Origin of the sequence: Pseudoalteromonas sp. Angola-7, from assembly GCF_028599255.1 — a bacterium.
Taxonomy (GTDB): Bacteria; Pseudomonadota; Gammaproteobacteria; order Enterobacterales; family Alteromonadaceae; genus Pseudoalteromonas; species Pseudoalteromonas atlantica.
In genome coordinates this window covers 43880-63632 of the sequence record NZ_JAQREL010000004.1, presented here as the reverse complement: position 1 = coordinate 63632, position 19753 = coordinate 43880, and the positions used below count along the sequence as shown (strand labels likewise).

Below are 19753 nucleotides of genomic sequence, written 5' to 3'. Positions count from 1 at the left end.
GTCACATAACTCGATATACTTGTAACAGTAAAATTCAAATTTGAAGCAATAAAGAGTGAGCCAATTATGACAACTGCAAATGCGACTGAAGAACAAACCGTAATTTTAGGGCTAGGGGCAAAAAAACGACTCGCTTTTATGTTTGAAACCGTACAACAGTACAAACAAGTATGGATTTTAAACGACGATGATGGCTGCGTAATGCTTGCCAACGAAGATGACGACTGTGTACCAGTATGGCCAACCCGCGATTTTGCACAAGCTTGGGCCACGGGCGAATGGGAAGGCTGTACACCAAAAGCCATTCCGACTAAAGATTGGTTTAGCCGCTGGACACCCGGCCTTGAAGAAGACGACTTACTGATTGCGGTGTTCCCTACCGAAGAGGACGACGGCACGGTGCTTTTTCCTGATGAATTTGAAAGCCAGTTAAAAATTCCTAAAAAGAGAAAGTATTAATTTAGGGGCAGTTTTAAATGCGGCTTAAACGAATACAACTTAGCCGCATTTTTAATAGTGTAACTTTATCTCTACTTTTGAAATTTTAATAAGGTGTAGTTCTTAAAATTTGATGGTGTAATCTACATATACACGATGATCTGCTCTGTCTCCTTTAACACCATCAACACTGCCAGTTTCATCTGTGGAGTAATCTAAAAATAACCAACGTAGGCTTAAGCCTTTTACAGCCGCGACTTTGTAGCGTGTATCAATGGCCCAATATTTTTCATCGGCTGTGCCACCTGCCTTACCCAAACTTGAGTTTTCTGCATCGCTGCCGCTGGTGTAATAGAACTTTGTGGTTAAACCCGGTGCCACTGCTTTTAGATCAACGCCTAAGCGAGCCTGCCAGGTTGCCTCATTTTGGTTTGTTAAATCGGCGCCAATTAATGAGCGCGTGGGAAACGGGTTAGTCCCGTGATCGCCACTAAAGTTATCTTCAATCCAGGCATCGTTCACCTTGGTAAATGCGGCGCCTAGTGTCCAAATATCTTTTTTCCAATTGGCATCTAGGTAATAGGCAAAACCATCGTTTTCACTTTTAGTAACGCCTGAAACCGCACCGAGTGCATCTTCATCATCTAAATCACCACCCTCTGCGCCGGTTACAAATAAATCGCCATCGTCTTGTGAGGTAAATACGCCACTTGAAAGGGTTAACTTACTTTGATCGAGCTTAATAGCGTAGCTGCCTTTAAGCCCAAGCTTTGATAAGTAGTCATGGGAGTTTAAATACTCTGCGTCTATTTTTAGCGCGTCTTTTTTGTAGCTTGCGCCCACACCCCAAATAACACTAATTGCGCCGTTATCTGACTGGTCGGTAGAAAAATCTTCCCACTTGTCATCGTGGCGGCGGCTCCATTTATCGTAGGCGTAACCATATAATTTGGTATTGCCAAACTTGTAGTCACCAAATACGCCTCTAAAAGTATTGGGAATTGCGCGGCTACCTGAGCTTTTTAACAACATGCTTTTGGTTTTTTGCCCGCCTATTTTTACATGGCCATTGTCGCCAAGTTTAACGTCGATAAAATATTGACCAAATTTAGAAAAACTATCGTCAACGCCGCCTTTTTCATCCCCTGCGGGTAAAATATTATTTTGTGCGCTGCCGGTTGAGTTGTAATTAAGTACCGTATAAGTAGAGACACCCATGCTAATTAAGTCATTAAAATAGCCCGATTGATAATTGAGCTCTATGCCTTGTGCAAACGTTGAGTCGTCGCTGGCGTCGTTATCGTAATCGCGGTCAAAGTAAATTGACCTTAGCTTAATATTAAATTCGTCTTGCTCTGTAAGCCCACTAAAAGAAGCGTACGATGGGAGGGAGGCGCCTGCTAATACTGTACATATTACTAAATTGTGTTTTAAAACTCGTAAGTTCATACGCGTAAGCTACCTTGTATTTGATGCAGAGGAATCTAATGTTAGCCTAAAAAACGTGACGTAGTTTTAGGGTATTTAATTTCGTTAGTGACATAAAACTATAGTTTAAAACGCTTTAAACGTTTAACTTTTGGAGAAGTCAAAACCTCGGATAGTTAAATAAAATGAAGAAACAAAACTCAATCCATCCAGCTTTCAATAGCAACCAGCTCATTAATACTTCCATTATGAGGGTTATATATCCATTCCTGATCAAATACTTCTCTGAGACGTTTACTTAGGTAACAGTTACCCACCACTAAAGAAAAGAACTTATTTCCGTTCAGCTTTAAAGCAGATATAGCCTCTGTTTGCGAAGTTGGAAGGCCATCCATTATAAAATCAGAAACGATAAGTAAATCAGCCTTGTTGTATGTATTTTCTGTCATTAAATTAACTGCATGGCTAATAGCTGGTCCTACATCCGTTCCACCATAAAACGACATTGATAAAAAATCTGTCAACTTTTCTAAACTAAATCCTTTGGATAGATCTAAGGTATCAATCGAAGTAGAAAAGTTAATAATATAGCAATCTCTATTTTTAGCTTGCGCTTTTAATGACATAACTAAAGCAACAGCTTTGGCAACAGTTTCAGGCGTTCCTTGCATTGAACCACTGGTATCAATGCAAATAATTACAGGGCCTTTTTGTTCATCTTCATCAACTGTCAACTCCTCCTCTATTTCAAATTCCTCATCAACAAATTGCTGACCCGACATTTCAAAGCACATTAAGGATGACTCCACATACTTAAGGTCAAATAGAATTGATGTGTCCTCGTCACTTAATAGCGCTAATTCAGAAGGAAGAGCATGTTCAATATCTTTAGATAATTTAATACCTACTATTTCTTCTTTAGAGTTAATATCAATTATTGGAGATTTTTGTATATAAGAATGAGTAACTGTTTCTATTTTTTCACTTTTTTTAACCTGGTTAATACGACCTAACAAGTCTAATAGCTTTTTAATTCCTTCATCACTATGAATTCGTTCCATTAAGCTTTTAACTTTAGCTAAATTATTTAGCCTTAAAGAACCACTAGAAAGGTCAAGTAAAATGCCTGGTTCTATATCTATGGAACTCAATAAGGTAAGCATTTCGTCAATAAGCTTTAGTTTTTTAACTAAGCTTTTTAAAAACTTTTCTCTCAATAAAGTTATTTGCTCTAGTTCCCACTGTTCATATAGTGAACACAGTAACTTTTGCCACTCCTTTGCCAATAAATTAGCAGAAGTGGCTAAATCACTAGCAGCTTTAACGTTCTTACTTTTTGACGCGACAGCCTCATTTTTGAGGTGAACTAAATCTGTATCCCAAAAGTCTTTGTTGAAATTAACGTTACCTTTTGCACACAAAGCTTTGTATTTATTTAACGCAAGTTCATATTTTCTAATAGTTAAGCTATCAAAGTTTAAGCTATTAAAAACATCCAACTCATTTTGATCATCGTAATAAGGGAACTCTAACAAACAATGTCGGTTCGCTTTATCAGCCCAGCTTTTTAGGCGATCTTCAACTTGTAATGCTAAATTTGGAGCGTGCTCAAAGGTACTTTGGTAATCGTTATTTATTTCAGCCAGCATAGTGGTTGCATATTCATCAATATTACGCACTACATAACCCTTTTAAACGGTCGCAATCTTTAATTCGTAACTTCAAATCACTTATTTGCTGATTAATACCATTTAGCGCTATATTGCATGATTGTTTAGATACAAACGGTGAATACAAGCTAGACACATACTCTGTTTGCTTAGCCTCACATAATTCTAAAGTTCTCCTCAAGCTTTGTGTCAGCTCATTAACTTCGGCTTTTAAAGCATTAATTAAGCGGTTATTGACGTTTTGTTTCTTTTGACCTTTTTTGTATAAAATTTCTGGAGTGAAAATGGCTTCAGCATCATAATAAGTATGGTTAACGTCGTTCGCATTAATTAAGCAACTTCCTTGCTTATCGAAACTACAATTAAAGTTTTCAAGTTCTTGCCCTTGAACATTCACCGGGTTAAATTCATCATCACTTCTCATTTTGCTTTTTTCAATATACAACGTCTTCTTCGCTTTCCTCTTATCCCAATGACTACCAAACTCAAAATTAATCACAGCTTTAAAAAATTCATTTCCATCAATATTTACAGTATCGTACACATCTTTTTCATGAAAAATTTCATGAGTAATTTCTTTATCAAGTGCATCTTTCTTTCTATCAAGCTCAGCTAAGCTAAGCTCTGGTGAGAAGCCAGACTCTTCTATAGCATTATTTACTATGCTCTCAACATCTTCGCGATTATTCTCGGTGGTCCAAAGGCAATAACGTAATAATAAAGCATCACTGTGGTTAGTTTGTTTTCGGTTATTAAAAAATGCCGAGGCTTTTAGCAATTGAGCTGCTTTTTGCCAACGCCTGTCTGATACATAAACACCAAGCTCTTCAAATTGTTCCGACAGCTCTTGTCTTATCAAATGAATTATTGTTAACGTTTCTTTTGAAAGCTCAACCGTATCAATCTTTTTAAGCCAGCTAGCCCATTCGTTATTCTTAATGACTACCTCATCAGTAACTCGCACTTCAGCATAAGTTGGCTTACTACTAATTAGCCTTTCAAAGTTTTCTTTTACTTCAATTGGGCCAACCATTAACCTGATAATAAAGCGATCGTATAACGCATCTAAGCCTTGGTTTTCTTCAGGTGTTTCGTTTGATGCTGCAATTAGAGCTTTTAAAGGTGCTTTTTCAAGCTCCTGTCCGTTTTTATAAACCCCTTCATTTATAAGTGTTAATAAACTATTTAATATTGCAGGGCTCGACTTCCAAATTTCATCTAAAAACGCAAACTCTGCTTTAGGCAAATAATTTTCAGTTTTACGTGTGTATTGATCTTCTTTTAACGCTTTAATCGATACCGGCCCAAACACCTCTTCTGGTGTACTAAAACGGTTCATTAAATATTCAAAATAAGGCGGGTTATCAAATGCTTTAGCAATACGTCGCGATATCAAACTTTTAGCTGTACCTGGTGGGCCATATAAAAATGTATTTTGCCCAGTTAGTGCGCCAAGTAATGCAACCGGGATTATCTCCTCACGCTCATGCATTCCGACCGAAATTTGATCAATTAATTTTTTTATTCTTGTTTGTAAACTCATTACTTATTCCTTTAAATTACTACTAATGCTTTGTCTGTTGCTTGTGCAAGCGCTTTAAAAAAGCGCAAACACTTTTCAAGCTCATCTTTTTTAATTATTTGTGGTTGAGTTGTATCAAGCTGTGCGCGGTGTACGGCTTCCCCTCTTTTCGAAATCCACTTATTTAACTGCTCTCTGGCATCTTTTGGTAGTACATTAGGCCATGACCATTGCTCAGTAATATCTACTCCAAAAAACTCTTCAAAAAGCTTTTTGGTTTTATTTGAATTTGGATTATGAAAAAACTTTAAACGCTCATGCAATTGTTTTTCTGCAAAGTGACCAAATTGAGAGCCTTTAATTAAGCTAAACTTGGCATCAAAAATTTCAGTTACCACATCTTCAACATAGGTTTCCCATGCGGTTAGCGTCATTATTAAGCTCGCTTTTTTTAAAACATCATATGAGCATAATTCTGGATGGTTATTTAACGTTTCAAAGCATGCTAATAGTTGTTCTGCTTCAGATAGGGCTCTGTTAAAATTTTGTAATGAGAGGGTCATTTTCTTCCTTAAATATTTAACTAACAATCAGGTGTTTGTTAGTACTGCTTTATTTTTTGTAATGCTATACAAAAATTTATAAAAATATAATTTCACAAGCTTGTGAAAATTTAATCTAGCTGGCTTTAATCTTTTTTATAATCACTAAAATTAATGATATTACTGGTATCAACTATTTCGTTTGATGACTCATCAACTAGTTTCTCTGAGCTGATAAGCCCTTGGCAGTAAGTGAGTAGGCGCTCTATAGGTATAAACTTCTCTTTTCGGCCAGTGGTTTTATTAGTAATACGTTTAGGTTGGGTGTTTAAATAAATAGCTAACTCAATGGCAAGGTCTTTAGGTAAATCATAAAGCCCCTCTTCTTGTAGTGTTTGAGTAACCCAAAGTGCGGCATCGCTAATATGGCCGCTTATACTTAAATCGGTATTTTTAACCCAGTGCGGGGGAAACTCTATTTTAGATAGCTCACTTAACAGCACCGCTATATTGCTGCGTGGTATTAGCTGATACACCTCAAGCGTTTGTGCCATCATTAATTGCCACTCATATTCTAAGAGTTGAGTTAACTCCTGTTGCGATAGCTTTAAACTAACCGGTATAAAAAACGTAAAACGGCTATTCGCCTCACAAACAATGATTGTTTTTTCACGAGATTTATAGCTGTTATCAATAATCTGTAATTGCCAGTTAAAATTATCGCCGTCACTGATTAGGGTATTTACCCCCGCTTGTTTACCGAGTTCATGTGGCAAGCGAGGTAAATCAGCTTTTAGGTATTTATTAAGTGCGTTTGAAGCGCAAAGTTGGAGTTTCATCATTTAATATGCAATATTTCGCTTTCCCACTTTTCACAACTTTATCAATCCAATCCAAAACTTCTTTAGCTTCACTCTCACCACATAAACTTATGCTTAATTTATCAGCTTGTGCACCTTGAGTTATAGCTTCAGAAAAACCATGCCCCCCTTTAATAGCCCCAAAAGAAGTAATAATATAACGGTCATGAAAAAACCTTTCAGGCACTATAACTAATTCAAAACAGGGTAAATTTGTGTATTTATCTCGATATTGTGCAGCAAAACTATGCTCGGGATTCGCAGTCTGAATACTCGTAACCAACTTTATAGATGATATGCAAGAGGAACTGTTCGCTTCACCTAAAATTTCATCTAGTACTCTATTCTCTGCGAGACGGAAATACTGATCAACAATTGTTATAATGCCACCTAACTTCATCAGTGGTTTTATTATTGAAGTAATAGCTACTACATTTTTATCAACTGTGATAGTTGGACTTATCAACCAGCTCTCATTACTTTCTAAAATGTCATTATAATTAATAGCACCCTGAAAGTTTTCAGAAATTATATTTTGAAACGGTGCTAAGGCTATTTGTTTCTCACACCAACTATTCCAGCAAGGGTCAATAGAATCTTTGCGGTACTTCGGTAATAAAATAAAGCGATTGATTTTTTCCCTCTGAAGCTTATTCAAGTAATTTGTTATAGATTTCCTTTGTACAGGTTTAAGCTGTACCGAATTTTTTGCAGCTTTAAATGCTTCTTTAGCCCAAGGCTTAACAGGGGCAACTATATAACGACCCTTCTCAAAGCCAAACTCAGTTTTTAATAGTCCGTAATAATGGAACTCCTCTAGACAGCGAGGATCGAAGGCTACTTCTTGATACATCAGAATAACTCCTCATCTCGTTCATCAAAAAAGCCACCAGGCCAATCTTTTTCAAAGTCACCATCAGAGGTTATATCAAGCTTTTTGACTATGGCTCCTTCTTCTGACTTAGACAAAGAAATCACACTAATATCATTGGGTAAAACCGGTACTTGACCAACCGGTAATTTGCCTTCCGAGCTTTCTCTAACTCTTCGTAATAACCTTAATATTAAATGTTCACTGTGTGTTTCTATTAAAAAGCTCGCTTTTGAGCTTTTCTGAATAAGTAAATCGCCTAATTGAACTTGCAATCTAGGATGAATATGAAGTTCAGGCTGCTCTATTGCAATTATGCCTCGCTTAACATAGTGTGCTGCGACTAAAAGTGGAGTCAACTGTGATATACCAACCCCTACTTCGGTAGGCCAAACTGGTATTCGTGAATTTATATCCCATAAAAAAGGGGTAACTGCTTTAGAGTGATATTTTTGCTTAATGCTAGATTGCTCTAAGTCAGCAGTTAATGGATCGGACTCCAACATCAATCCCACACCGGTACTTAATTTATTATTACTTTTTAACCAGTCATCTACCTGCTTGTTTAGCTTTGCATCATTTCTAGCCAATAAATCCCATGCAGCTCTTCCATCATACCAATGCTTTTGCTCTGTATTTGAGTAAATATTAAAGTTTTGATCTGGAACTACCCGCAGTGGTCCGATATTAACACTCTCAGATAACAACCCGCACAACATATCTAAAGGAGCTATAAATAATTCGGTTAAGCATGCCGAGAGCTGTTGATTATGAAAGTAATCACCGTTTATGCCTATTTCAGGCTCAGTAATAGCGAGCTCTAGTTTTTGACCTAAAGGAGGAATACCAAGTTTGCTATGCCCTAAATAAATTGGCTTTATAGCCGCATCATCATTTGAATAAAACTCCATTTCTAAAAGGCCAGGTGTTTTATGCAATAGATAGTGATGCAGAGCCGAGACAAAGCCATCTTCAGAAATTCTCTCCTGCTCTATATCATTGTTATATATATTATTTAATAAATGAGGATGGATCAGGTCAAATTCACTAATTAGATTATCAATATAAAGAGATTGATCTGAGGGCTGTAAAGCTACATGTTTTAAATTAAGCTTTGAGATCGTCGTCTTAAAATCTTTTGATTCTGTACTCATTTCACCTAAAAGCTCACCGTCACCAAAAACTGTATAAGACTTTAGATATGCATTTTGCTTTTGATGAGACCAACTTATAACAAACTCTAATTCCAATTTTTCAACTTGTTCTTGAACCGAAGCTAATACAAATAGCGGATCGGCATCACTTATATTGCCTTTATCAATAAGAGATTCAACCATTTGGGTTGTTTCGGTTAAATACTCAACACCAATAGCACCTTGCTTATCTAATTCAACATTAATTGTGATGTCTTTTTCTAAGTCTTTACCATTTACTAAAGCAAAAAAACCATCAATGTACTTACCTTTAATAGCACTTATCTGATTTGGATTAGTAATTTTTTTAGTTAATAGTTGATGTAAATAAAATAAAGCCATTAAAACAGAGCTTTTACCTACACTATTGGGACCAAATAATAAAGTAACAGGCGCGAACTCTATTGTTTGCTTTTCTTTAAATGAACGAAAGTTAGTTAATGATAATTTACTTATTCTCATGGCTTTTCCTTAACCCAATAATAATTATTTCAGTAATACTGATTTTTCAATATTGCCTTCATTATTAAACTTGATGCTCATTCTCATTTCATCCTGTTTGAATATTTCAAGATGCTGCTCAATTGCTTCTTTTTGTTGAGCCATTAAGTTTAAATCACTAAGTAATGAGTGTGAGATTAAAGTAGCTGTATTATTTATATTTTCAGATCGCGTCTCCAGAGTTTCTGAAGAATTAAATAGCGACCCTTTATCTTGAAAATATTGAATAGATTTATTTCGGCATGCAACTACATACTTTTCAACTAATACTTTCCAATCGGCTTCTTTAATATCCATCCTTGTATATTCAGTATTTTGGGGATCTAAATAACCAAGAATAGCGATAGACATATTGTTAAATTTCATTAATAAATCGTAATCTCTACCAATAGATTCGACTTGTTTTACTCTTTTTTTAAAATCTGCATAAGTCGAACTTGTACCAAAATTATCGGCGTCATCCAGACCTTCAATTTGGCTTATTAAATATTTAAATTTATCAAATACCGATGAAACCCATACATGAGAGTCTTTAATGTTAGCTTCTATGTTAACTTTAATTGAACTGCCTAAACTGTCAGGGTTATTGTTCTTTTCGATAAGTGCTGCAACTTGTTCATAATATGAAATAGCGCCTTTGATTTTACCTGTATCTAATACCTCTAAATGTTTACTAATATCACCCAATGAAGAGTTAATAGCTTTTAAATTTTTGCTAATATCAGCTAAATGAGATTGTGCAACTGCAATGCTCGCTATATGAAAAGCGCCTGCTGCAAATTGTTTTACTCTTCCCCCCTCAACAATACGACCTTTGCCCACTATTTTTTTTGTATTAACATCAATTACATCAGCTAGTCTCTCGTTGGTCTTTGTGGTCATAATTGTATATTTACCAGCATCTAAACCTTTTTGTATATCCGCTTTAAACGCCAATTCAATTGTCCTATTAGGTATAGACATACCTGCTTTTGTTGCATCAGTTAAAAAGTGAGTTGCCCAACCATTCATCGCGCTGTCATTAGTAATATCAACAGAGTTTGTAGGAAGTTTATATATTTCGTGAGCAGTAATTATATTATTTCCTGATGAGTCCATTACTTTAAAATTAGAAGCAATACTTTCATCTTGCCCCTGTTTAAAATTATCTACATCATCCGAAGCTAATTTCAGGGCACTTTCTCTTTTCGCTTCTTCTTTATCGGATTTATAAGACTTAAGTTTTTTATTTTCAGTGATTAAATAAATCATTAAAAACAAAGAAACTATCGAAATAGCCACAATAACAATTACATAAATATTCATAAAAATCCTTTAGTGTATAAATGAATCAAACTCTACAGTTCGCCTGCAAAGGCTTTTTGGCTTAGTGAGTTAAATAATGAATTTCCACTCTCTTTATGTTCTGATAACTCCTTACTCAATCCATTCAATCGCCTAGCCATAGAATCGTATTTAACTTGCAGATTCAAAGGGACTAAGGGAACTGGGATACCTTTTACAATTCCCATATTTAATCCAGCCATAATTGCACCTTTTGTATTAGTTGCTAAATATTTCTGACAGTCTGGATGATATAAAAAATATGAATGTAGGAAACTAGATAAGCATTTATCTTTATCTAAAGTGATACAGCATATGTGTTTAGTATTAATTGAAGTAGGTATATCTTCAGGTACAACTGCACATCGGCCACAAGTGCCCATAATAGTTATAATTACATCATCAGGTTTGACTGTATATCGCTTTAACTGCTGATACTTTTCTTCTGTGATGAACCGCTGTTTTCCCCACTTAAACTTATTTTCAACTGCGTTATCAATACCTAATACTGCAATACCTTTTTCAACAAACTCACTATGCAATAACTGGCTACCGAATGGCCCTGTTCTCATACTCCCTTTTGTACTTTCAGCTACTTTTTCAACAGTAGTAATTTCCCAACCTTTCGTCTCAGGATCGCCGAACATATCAAGGAAGACGCTGCGTAGGAAGTCGTCGGCGAGTTGGATGGCTTGTTGGCGTTTGCGGCGGATGGCGTCCGCTTTATCTAAGATCGCGGCTATGTGCTCTTGCTCATCAAGTGGTGGCAGTGGGATTTCTAGCTCTTTAATTTGTCCCAAACTTAAGTTTGAAATAGTTGCCGTAACTTTCTTACCACTTATTTGCTGAAGTGCATCATTTGTTGTTAACCAATGTAACAAGTACCTCGGAAATAACTTACTCTTGTCAAACCTTAAGATTGCAACGGCTTGGTTGCAGTTTGCTTCTGGAAAGTCATCTGGAACAATGGCTACTCGACCAATAGTACCAGCAATAGTTATTAAAAAATCTCCGGCCATTATCTTTGAGCGATTTAGGGCATTATGAGTGTCCTCGCTGATATACAAAATATCTTTCAAGTGCACACTTGAACCAAATAGGTTCTGTATCCTCAAAAAAGGAACTCCTTCATCTTCAAATGCCATCCCAAGCGAAGTAGGTGTTGTCCCTTTAGTCACAACGCTACATAGTTCCCCCAACTTCCTTCTAGTTAGTAGTTTGCTCACAGCATTTTCTCCAATGCTTTTAAGTCGTCAAGAATTTCATTTTCTAAGCTCACTAATTTACCTAAAATCTCTTTTGGCGGATCGTAGCTTTCTTCCTCGTACACCACTTCTTTATAGCGGTTGATTGACAGGTCGTATTTATTGCTGGCTATGTCATCTTTACTTACCCAAAAGGCTTTCTGGGTTTTATCATTTTTATCACTTGTCGCTATGGCTTTATCGCGAGCTTTAAATTCGCTGATTAAGCTTGGTAAATCGTTTGCTTTTATTGGCGTGCGTTTGTCATCCAAGCTAAAACCGTCGGCTTGCACGTCGTAAAACCATACATGATCAGTGCTGCCGCCTTTGGTGAATATAAGTATGGCGGTTGATACACCAGCGTAGGGCTTAAACACCCCACTTGGTAGCGAAATTACGGCTTCTAGCTGGTTATTATCTACCAGTAATTTACGCAATTGTTGGTGCGCATTAGACGAGCCGAATAATACGCCGTCAGGTACGATAGTCGCTGAGCGACCACCAACACGTAACATACGCTCGATTAACGCAACAAACAGCAACTCGGTCTTTTTGGTTTTTACTTTTCGTAAAATTTCTGGACAAACGTCTTCTTCGTCTAGGCTGCCTTTAAATGGCGGGTTGGCGAGTATTATGTCAAAGCCTTCTTTTGCTTTTTGCGGGTAGTGCTCTTTAAAGTTTTGGCTTAGGGTATCTTGATAATGAATGCCCGGTTGTTTAATGCCGTGCATTACTAGGTTCATGGCGGCTACGCGAAGCATGGTGGCGTCAAAGTCAAAGCCGTTGAACATGTGCGCATCTATGTGGCTGCGCTGCTCTGGGGTTATTAAATCGCCTGAGTAGAGCAAGTTTTCGAGCGGTTTACCGCTGTCATCACATTGCACGTTGCCATTTATGTCAAGCACTGGTTCGCGCTCTATACCCTCGGCTGATGTGTATTTTTGTAATAGGTATTCGTAACTTACCGACAAAAAGCCACCAGTGCCGGTTGATGGGTCACATATTTGGCTGGTTACATCTGGGTCCATCATTTCGACCATGGCGCGTATAATATGGCGCGGCGTTCTAAATTGGCCGTTAATGCCTGCTGTAGTGAGTTTGCTAAGCAAGTATTCGTACAAATCGCCTTTGGTGTCTGAGTTTTCAAGCGGTAAGTCGTTTACCATTTCAACCGCTTTTACCAATAGGCTTTGCTTTTGAATCATTAATTGCGCGTCTTTCATAAACTCGTTAAATATCGCGCCTTCTGGCGATACATCGCCTGAGGTTTTTGAAAAGTACGGAAACAGCTCATCTTTAACCAGTTTGTATAACTCTTCTGCGCCTAAATGGCGCAGGTTTTGCCAACGAATGTGTTGCTCATCGTCGTTAAAGCGGCGGTTAAACGGCTGCTTAGTACGTGCGCTGCGTTTTTCGTCGGCTTGTTCGTTCATGTCGAGCATACGGGCGTACATTAAAAAAGTAATTTGCTCTACTACGGTCAGCGGGTTAGTGATGCCGCCTGTCCAAAATTCTTCCCATAGCTTGTCTATTTTACTTTTTAAAGGTCCGGTGATCATAGTTTTCCTAGTGTGAGCGGTTTATAACGCTCGTTGTATTGATTAAATTTTATATCATGGTGTTGGATGGCGCTCTGGCTTATCCAACATCGTCGGATGGCGCTTTGGCTTATCCGACCTACGTTTTATGCTATTTCAGCTTGGCTTAATAAATTTTCGATTAAGCGAATAATGGTGTCTTTTTCTTTTGGGTTTGACTCTGCCACTAGCAAAGTAATGGCCGCTAACCCTGTATCGTTTATTACTGGTTGATAATACTCGTTTAGCAGGCGTTGATTACGATTTAAAAAATCGACAAACAAAAACGCTGCAGTGCGTTTATTGCCATCACTAAATGGGTGGTTTTTCACAACAAAGTACAATTAATGCGCAGCTTTACTTTCTACGCTTGGGTAAGCAGGTTCACCGAATACGGTTTGATCTAACGCTCCCCAAATAGCTGCTAAACCATCATCACGTTCTTGTGCAAATAGCTTGGTAGCTTCGCCTTTGTTCATAAGGTTTTGCTTAAGCTGATCAATCGCGATTTTTGCATCATTAAGTGGTGTAAGTGCGCCGCCTAACTCCCCTTTTGGTGAATTAAGCAGTCCTTCATCATACTGTTGTAGCCATAAAAAGGTTTGCGTGTAACTGGCAATTATATCTACAAGCCCTGCTCCAAACTCACTGTTTTGTGGCAAAACAGCAATTCGTTTAACGAGTTGTAATGCGTTATTAAGCTCTGTTGCGTTTTGTGCTAATCGCTCTTGATTTAAGGTGTAGCCTTTTAATAAGTGCTGCTTTAACGTTTTAGTCGCCCATTGGCGAAAGCGTGTTGCTTGGGTTGAGTTAACGCGGTAGCCCACAGATATTATTGCATCAAGGTTGTAGTGTTTTAATTTACGTTTTACTTGGCGTTTACCCTCTTGGCGAACTACCGAGTAATCCTCGGTAGTTGCGTTTTCATCAAGTTCACCTGACTGATATATGTTTTTTAGGTGTAAACTAATGTTGTCTGTTGATGTTTTAAACAGTTCAGCAAGCTGAGATTGCGATAACCAGATACTTTCTTGCTGCACTTGCACTGCTAACTGTAGGCTACCATCTTCATTTTGAAACACTTCTACTTGATTAGCCATTTACACTATCACTTCTTTATCTACCGTTTGGTTTTTATCACCCAATTGTACATCAAACTGCTTAATAAATTGCTCAATTACGTCGGCTTGTTGCTGGCTAAATACGCCATCGAGCCCCATGTCGTGTATTTGGGTAAAGGGCGCATCGTAAAGCTGGGCTATTTCAATAGCGCCGTGGCGAATCAGGTGGTTTTTTAACATACCAATAAAGCGTTGTTGCTTGGCATTTACATGGGTGTGTATTTGCTGCACAAAGGTAGTAAAGCTCTGCTCTATGGCGTTTTTATCCATGCCGACTATGGTACGCAATATTTTGTCTAAGCTCGCGGTTGATTCGGGAAAAAACTCTTTTAATGTATTTAAATCTACACTTGGGTTTTGCGTATGCACTAACGAGCTTAATTGCGCTAAGTCGGCTTCGGTTACTTGTTCGCCGTTGCGGATTTTTTTAAGTACGCTGTCGGTTTCAAATAATGGGGTGAGTGTTTTTTCAACCTCTTGGCGATATATTTGATAATCAATAGAGACTATTTTTGTAAGCCTGTCGGCTTCGTGTATTTGATTTTCGTCTTCTTTTATATCAAGCACAAAATCACTTGTTGGCGGCTTCACGCTTTTATTACGCAGGTGAATAATACTGCGTAAATTAATGCGGCTTTGCTCAAGCGCTGCATGGGTTAAATACTGCCAATATTGCTGTGTTTGTATTTCTGCTATCGCAGGTGCTTTGCTACGCACTTCGTTTAGGTGCATTTGAAGCGATTCAACTTTGTTCATTATACTTTGTTTAGCTAAATCAATTTGGTTTGCATCGGTAAATATTAGTGTTTGGATAGTGGTTAGCTCTAAATCAAACTTATAGGCTTCACTTTGCCCCATTATGTTACGCCATTGCATAAGCGGCGCTACTTCTTCGAGTAACTTTTGTACATCATCAGGGATAAACTGATTAAGGCGTTTTAGGTCTTTAAAGGTTTCGACCACTTGCCAGTTGTCGCGCACCGATATTGATTCCATTGGCAGTAAGCAAATATCGTCGTGAATTAATTTTATTGTTTGGTCAAACACATCTATATTGGCTTTTTTGAGGGCAGTTTGTGCAAGGATTACACGTGCCTCAAATAGTTTTTGCAGTAACGATTTTGCTTGTTTTACGTCGTCTTCTTCTGGGTTTTCGTCAAAGTATTCAAAGTTTGCCCAGTGGTCGAATATTAAAAAGTGAGTTTTGTGCTGCCCTGGTCCATAGAGGTTTTCGCATAAGCGTGTGCCACGGCCAATCATTTGCCAAAACTTTACTTTTGATTTTATGGGTTTTGCAAATACCAGGTTTACGCATTCAGGCACGTCTATGCCGGTGTCGAGCATATCGACCGACACTGCTATACGCATGCTGTTTTCGTCGCTTGATTTAAAGTCGTCTATTAGCTCTTCGGCTCGTTCGTACTTTGAGTGAATAACGCGGCAAAAATTAGCACCATGCTGCGGGTAAAGCTCACTAAATAACTGGGCCATTAATTCGGCATGAGCTATGTTACGGGCGAATATAATTGTTTTACCGGGCAGTTGGCCGTCTTTATCGCGCAGACCTTTTTCCATTAGGTTACGCAGTATGAGCCTGTTGGTGTCTTTATTTTTAATAGCTTCGTCTATTTGTTTTGCGTCAAAATCGAGCTCGTTAGGGTCAATGCCTTGCTCTTCTAATTGGGCTATTTGCTCATCAGTTAGGTTGTCTTTTTTAATGCCTTCGCGCAAAAACTGCGTGGTGTAACTTACTATTTTGTAAGGGACTAAGTTGCCTTGTTCTATAGCATCTTCTAATGGGTAGTTAGCTGTGGGTAGTTTGTAATCGCAACCAAACAAATCACACGTTGAGCGCGATACCATTTCTACCGGTGTGGCGGTTAAGCCGACTTCTAGCGCGTCAAAGTATTTAAAAATATCACCATAAATATTGTAAATTGAACGGTGGGATTCATCGGCAACTATTAGGTCAAAATAGCCTACGTCGTACTTGTTCATTATGCGTAGCATACCTGGGTACGTTGCTATAAACACCCGCGCGCTGGCTGCTGTGTTTTTAGCGCTTTTACCTACAATATGCACTGGCTCTTTGGTGAATTCGGTAAAGGCGTTACCCGCTTGTTTACGTAGCTCTTTTCGGTCACATAAAAATAGTACGCGCTTAGCCCAACCTGCATCGAGCAGCCGTTTGGCAAGGGCAATAGATACGCGTGTTTTACCTGTGCCGGTTGCTTGCACAATAAGCGCTTTGCGGTGTTTATCACTAAAACGCTCACACACTCGGGTTATGGTTTCCATTTGATACAAACGCCCTGCCACAGCAGTATCTATCGGCGTTTTATTTAAGTCTTTTTTAAGTGTGCGCTGCTTTATTAAGTACTGTAGGGAACCTTTTGAGTAGTAACCGTATAAACCACGGCTATTATAGCCTTGCGTGTCGTCGAGAATTTTTATATCCCAGCCGTTTGAATAAAAAATAACGGGGCGTTGGCCATATTGCTTTTCGAGCGCATTGGCATAAAGCGTTGCTTGCTGGCGGCCTTTTTCGATATTTTCGCGTGTGCGTTTTGCCTCTATTACCGCAAGTGGTTTACCGTCGTCATCCCATAATACATAATCAACATAACCTACGCCTGTTGTTGTAGGTTGGTCGGTTACTTTTACTTCTTTGCCAACGTCTTCTGTTGATTCGTCGTCAAGTGCAACGTGCCAACCAGCATTACGTAAATCTAAATCGATAATGCGTTTACGGGTTTCGTCTTCGTTAAAGTTAAAACTAGAGTTAACAATTTGCTCATTGCGGGTTTTAACCTGAGCTAGCTTTTCTGCATCAATAGTTTGTTTTAGTTTTGCTGCTTGCTGCTGTGCTTGTTTTTGTGCAAGCTCTGCGGCTTCTAGTTCGTCAAGTGCGCGTTTTAAACGGGCCTGATTTTCGGCTAGTTGCTGAGTGAGTTGCTTGTTTTTTTTAGCAAACTCGGCATCACTTTGGTTAGTCGGCTGTGTTTGCTCAGGCGCTTTAAACTCTGGGCATTCTTGCTGCGTACCATTTGCATACGCCATAAATAAGTACGAGGCTACAAAGTAGCTTTCTTTTAATATCCAAATAGCTTGTTGTTGATCAACTTTGCCTTCGTGGGCTGCTTGGTTACCACTTTTACGAATGGCGTGTAGCTTATCGGTTATTAAACGCGGTACGGCACTGGTAAAGTCGTCGGCGGTAAGTTTATCAAAAATGTTAGACGTTGGTAAAACAGGTAAGCTAAGTTCTTTGTATAAGTAGCCTACTACTTTTTCGGCAAAGCAACGCAGCTTAACCAGTGAGCTTTGTGGATCGGTAATCGCATAGTCTTCTGCAAAAGCGGCTAACTGGTGTAGCTCTGGCCACTTAGATTGAATATGTTCAAAGTTCATTGATTGCTTCATTCCTGATTACTTCCTTATCAACTAATTTACCATGCGTTATTATTTTTATGCGTTTGCAAGCTTGCGAATATTAAGCCGTTATATTTATTTTTATATTGTGTGTTACTGCACTTAACCAGTAGCTTGTTTCAAAGCTTTGGTTATTGGAGTCAATCGCTATTTTTTTAGCAAGCTCGTTGGGTAACACCTTATTTATTTTACTCTTTATGCGGCTACAAGTTTGCTGCACAAAGGTTTTTTCCATTACCTTTAAATTACTGTGCAAACCATCTCTAAAATCTTCGGGCTCTATGCCAAACGTATCACGAAATATACGTAAATCACTGCTATTTTGCTGTAAAAGCATGAGGTATTCTTTGCTGTAACGCAAAGACTCTTCAAAATCACGACCCACAACTAGTTTTTTATGTTCACTTTGGCTGTATTGGTTTAACCATAAATAAAAGGCGGTTTCTTTTGCGGTAAGTTTAATTTCGATACCTGCAAAGGTGAGTGTTTTTGCTTTTGTGTTTACCTCTAGGGTTAAATCTTTTTTATGCGCTGAGTTTAAGCTTGCTACTGTTTGGCTAAACGATGCACTTTGCATATTGGCAATGAGGGTTTCGTCGATAGATTGGCGCATTCGTACAAAGGGAATTTCGGCAAGGGTAACCTTTGCTTTAATACAGTTTACTTGAGTGCCATTTTTGCCGTCAATAATGTGGTCATAAGGTGTTGGGTAGTAAAAGTCTCTAACAAATTCAAATTCGCTATTTACAAATACATGACTGAGTGAATCTTGCTCACGCCCCAATAAAGACATGGCATAACCTAAATAAAATGCCATTGTTTTACGGCCGCCTGCAATAGAGGCATGAATGCTAATATCATTTTTATTGGTGAGTTCAAACACTTTGCGAGTAATAAAATCGGCCATGTAGGTTTGTTCTATTTCAGATTTAGCATCATTAATAGGTTGGCCTTTATCGTCTTCTATTAGGCATATGTTTTCATCGGGAAGTTTAATGCAGGGAAGTTTATAATCTGCTATTAATTTAGCTAAATTACCTTGCTCAAATAATCCATCAGTAAGCATAGCCTTGGTGCTTTTTGTTGTAATAACAAAAATCTCTTCAGGCATAGGCTTACCCTGCTGATAAAGCGCAAAAAGCGTTTCGGTTAATACCTGCGGGCTTGCACCGGTAACTATTAGTAGTACATTCTTCATCAACGATCCTTTTGTATGAGGAATCTGCATAATACATAAATTACATAGTTAATGAAACTTGTTTGAGCTCAGTGGATTAGAGGCCTTATTTCTTGTCTTTAAACTACGGAGTATAAACAACAGTAGCTTTAATTTAATAACTCTTTAATCAGCACAGAACCCAACTGGCGTGTATTAAATGGATTTCCGTTACCATTTAAAATTGAAACACCCAACTCTTTAGCAATATCACGCAGGTAAGGCTTACTGGGTGTTACAAGCTCATTATTTAAAAATACTTCTATGGTGCCGTTTTCAAGCTCTACCAATTTGTAGTTATTCCATGTAGCTTCTTTTACATTTAGTAAAATACGTGGCTTAACAGGGGGGGTTATTAACTTACTCATCGCAATAGCGCTCTTACCTGTTGGCCCGATATTCATGAGTGGTTTTGCTTTTTCAACCGGGGCATCTAATAAAGTCTCAACCTGCATTTCTTCAGTATTTATTTTCAGGATAATAATGCGGTCAACCAACGCTAACGTATTTGTGTTAAAGCTTATATGGCCGCTTGACCCCATTTTAGCTGTTGTTTTTACCGATATCCGCTCACCACTACTTGATACAACATCGTACCCTGCTTGGTTAACCTCTGTTGCCATACGACCATTCGTGATTAGTGCAGCATAAAGCTCGCCTATTCGGCCGGTCAAGTGTCTTAGCTCAGTTGGGGGAACATCCCAGCTTAACTCCCTTTCTAACCAGCTCATAGCTTCACCTAGTGATTGAATAATTTGCATTTGAGTTAAAGCCATTTTATTTCCTTATTTGTATATATCTACTTTAAAACGTTT

Annotated in this window: 16 protein-coding genes; 1 reads left to right on the top strand and 15 read right to left on the bottom strand. The window is 38.2% G+C overall.

The window, feature by feature from the left end; translation table 11 throughout:
- Positions 1–66 precede the first annotated feature (66 nt).
- A complete protein-coding gene (locus PSH50_RS07400; protein WP_004588808.1) occupies positions 67–459 on the top strand; it encodes a DUF2750 domain-containing protein in 393 nt (130 codons plus the stop codon).
- Between the two features lie 102 nt (positions 460–561).
- On the opposite strand, the gene PSH50_RS07395 is transcribed toward PSH50_RS07400, so the two are convergent.
- The 15 genes from PSH50_RS07395 to PSH50_RS07325 all read right to left on the bottom strand — a co-directional run bounded on the left by PSH50_RS07395 (position 562) and on the right by PSH50_RS07325 (position 19714).
- Positions 562–1887 (bottom strand): OprD family outer membrane porin, encoded by a 1326-nt coding sequence (locus tag PSH50_RS07395; protein WP_248442596.1) that lies wholly within the window; start codon positions 1885–1887, stop codon positions 562–564.
- 179 nt (positions 1888–2066) lie between these two features.
- Positions 2067–3545 carry a VWA domain-containing protein gene (locus PSH50_RS07390; protein ID WP_248442598.1) on the bottom strand — a complete coding sequence of 493 codons (1479 nt, stop codon included), beginning with the start codon at positions 3543–3545 and terminating at the stop codon, positions 2067–2069.
- Entirely contained in the window at positions 3538–5079 is a 1542-nt protein-coding gene (locus PSH50_RS07385; RefSeq protein WP_248442600.1) for an AAA family ATPase, read from the bottom strand. Before PSH50_RS07385 ends, PSH50_RS07390 begins: the two co-directional genes overlap by 8 nt.
- Before the next feature lie 11 nt (positions 5080–5090).
- The gene (locus PSH50_RS07380; protein ID WP_138739908.1) at positions 5091–5621 is read right to left on the bottom strand and encodes a HEPN domain-containing protein; all 531 of its coding nucleotides are present in this window, start codon (positions 5619–5621) and stop codon (positions 5091–5093) included.
- Between the two features lie 125 nt (positions 5622–5746).
- A complete protein-coding gene (locus tag PSH50_RS07375) occupies positions 5747–6442 on the bottom strand; it encodes an amino acid adenylation (protein ID WP_273586444.1) in 696 nt (231 codons plus the stop codon).
- Entirely contained in the window at positions 6405–7313 is a 909-nt protein-coding gene (locus PSH50_RS07370) for a hypothetical protein (RefSeq protein WP_248519517.1), read from the bottom strand. The genes PSH50_RS07375 and PSH50_RS07370 overlap by 38 nt, the downstream gene beginning before the upstream one ends.
- Positions 7313–8986, bottom strand: a complete 1674-nt coding sequence (locus PSH50_RS07365; RefSeq protein WP_273586443.1) for an AAA family ATPase — start codon at positions 8984–8986, stop codon at positions 7313–7315. Before PSH50_RS07365 ends, PSH50_RS07370 begins: the two co-directional genes overlap by 1 nt.
- A 24-nt stretch (positions 8987–9010) precedes the next feature.
- Positions 9011–10330, bottom strand: a complete 1320-nt coding sequence (locus tag PSH50_RS07360) for a hypothetical protein (protein WP_273586442.1) — start codon at positions 10328–10330, stop codon at positions 9011–9013.
- Between the two features lie 32 nt (positions 10331–10362).
- Positions 10363–11574 carry a restriction endonuclease subunit S gene (locus PSH50_RS07355; RefSeq protein WP_273586441.1) on the bottom strand — a complete coding sequence of 404 codons (1212 nt, stop codon included), beginning with the start codon at positions 11572–11574 and terminating at the stop codon, positions 10363–10365.
- Complete coding sequence (locus tag PSH50_RS07350; protein ID WP_273586440.1) at positions 11571–13151, bottom strand: class I SAM-dependent DNA methyltransferase; 1581 nt, start codon at positions 13149–13151, stop codon at positions 11571–11573. The genes PSH50_RS07355 and PSH50_RS07350 overlap by 4 nt, the downstream gene beginning before the upstream one ends.
- Positions 13152–13276: 125 nt before the next feature.
- A complete protein-coding gene (locus tag PSH50_RS07345) occupies positions 13277–13501 on the bottom strand; it encodes a Fic family protein (protein ID WP_273586439.1) in 225 nt (74 codons plus the stop codon).
- A 12-nt stretch (positions 13502–13513) separates the two neighbouring features.
- Entirely contained in the window at positions 13514–14269 is a 756-nt protein-coding gene (gene rhuM, locus PSH50_RS07340; protein WP_273586438.1) for a RhuM family protein, read from the bottom strand.
- On the bottom strand, positions 14270–17713 hold the full coding sequence (locus tag PSH50_RS07335) for a DEAD/DEAH box helicase family protein (protein WP_273586437.1): 3444 nt from the start codon (positions 17711–17713) through the stop codon (positions 14270–14272).
- A 70-nt stretch (positions 17714–17783) separates the two neighbouring features.
- Positions 17784–18920, bottom strand: a complete 1137-nt coding sequence (gene csm6, locus PSH50_RS07330) for a CRISPR-associated ring nuclease Csm6 (protein WP_273586436.1) — start codon at positions 18918–18920, stop codon at positions 17784–17786.
- A gap of 128 nt (positions 18921–19048) precedes the next feature.
- Positions 19049–19714 carry a hypothetical protein gene (locus PSH50_RS07325; RefSeq protein WP_273586435.1) on the bottom strand — a complete coding sequence of 222 codons (666 nt, stop codon included), beginning with the start codon at positions 19712–19714 and terminating at the stop codon, positions 19049–19051.
- Positions 19715–19753: the final 39 nt, after the last annotated feature.

Coding starts and splice junctions, on each gene's coding strand:
- PSH50_RS07400 (WP_004588808.1), top strand. CDS start 67: ATGACAACTGCAAATGCGACTGAAGAACAAACCGTAATTTTAGGGCTA.
- PSH50_RS07395 (WP_248442596.1), bottom strand. CDS start 1,887: ATGAACTTACGAGTTTTAAAACACAATTTAGTAATATGTACAGTATTA.
- PSH50_RS07385 (WP_248442600.1), bottom strand. CDS start 5,079: ATGAGTTTACAAACAAGAATAAAAAAATTAATTGATCAAATTTCGGTC.
- PSH50_RS07380 (WP_138739908.1), bottom strand. CDS start 5,621: ATGACCCTCTCATTACAAAATTTTAACAGAGCCCTATCTGAAGCAGAA.
- PSH50_RS07375 (WP_273586444.1), bottom strand. CDS start 6,442: ATGATGAAACTCCAACTTTGCGCTTCAAACGCACTTAATAAATACCTA.
- PSH50_RS07370 (WP_248519517.1), bottom strand. CDS start 7,313: ATGTATCAAGAAGTAGCCTTCGATCCTCGCTGTCTAGAGGAGTTCCAT.
- PSH50_RS07365 (WP_273586443.1), bottom strand. CDS start 8,986: ATGAGAATAAGTAAATTATCATTAACTAACTTTCGTTCATTTAAAGAA.
- PSH50_RS07360 (WP_273586442.1), bottom strand. CDS start 10,330: ATGAATATTTATGTAATTGTTATTGTGGCTATTTCGATAGTTTCTTTG.
- PSH50_RS07350 (WP_273586440.1), bottom strand. CDS start 13,151: ATGATCACCGGACCTTTAAAAAGTAAAATAGACAAGCTATGGGAAGAA.
- rhuM (WP_273586438.1), bottom strand. CDS start 14,269: ATGGCTAATCAAGTAGAAGTGTTTCAAAATGAAGATGGTAGCCTACAG.
- PSH50_RS07335 (WP_273586437.1), bottom strand. CDS start 17,713: ATGAAGCAATCAATGAACTTTGAACATATTCAATCTAAGTGGCCAGAG.
- csm6 (WP_273586436.1), bottom strand. CDS start 18,920: ATGAAGAATGTACTACTAATAGTTACCGGTGCAAGCCCGCAGGTATTA.
- PSH50_RS07325 (WP_273586435.1), bottom strand. CDS start 19,714: ATGGCTTTAACTCAAATGCAAATTATTCAATCACTAGGTGAAGCTATG.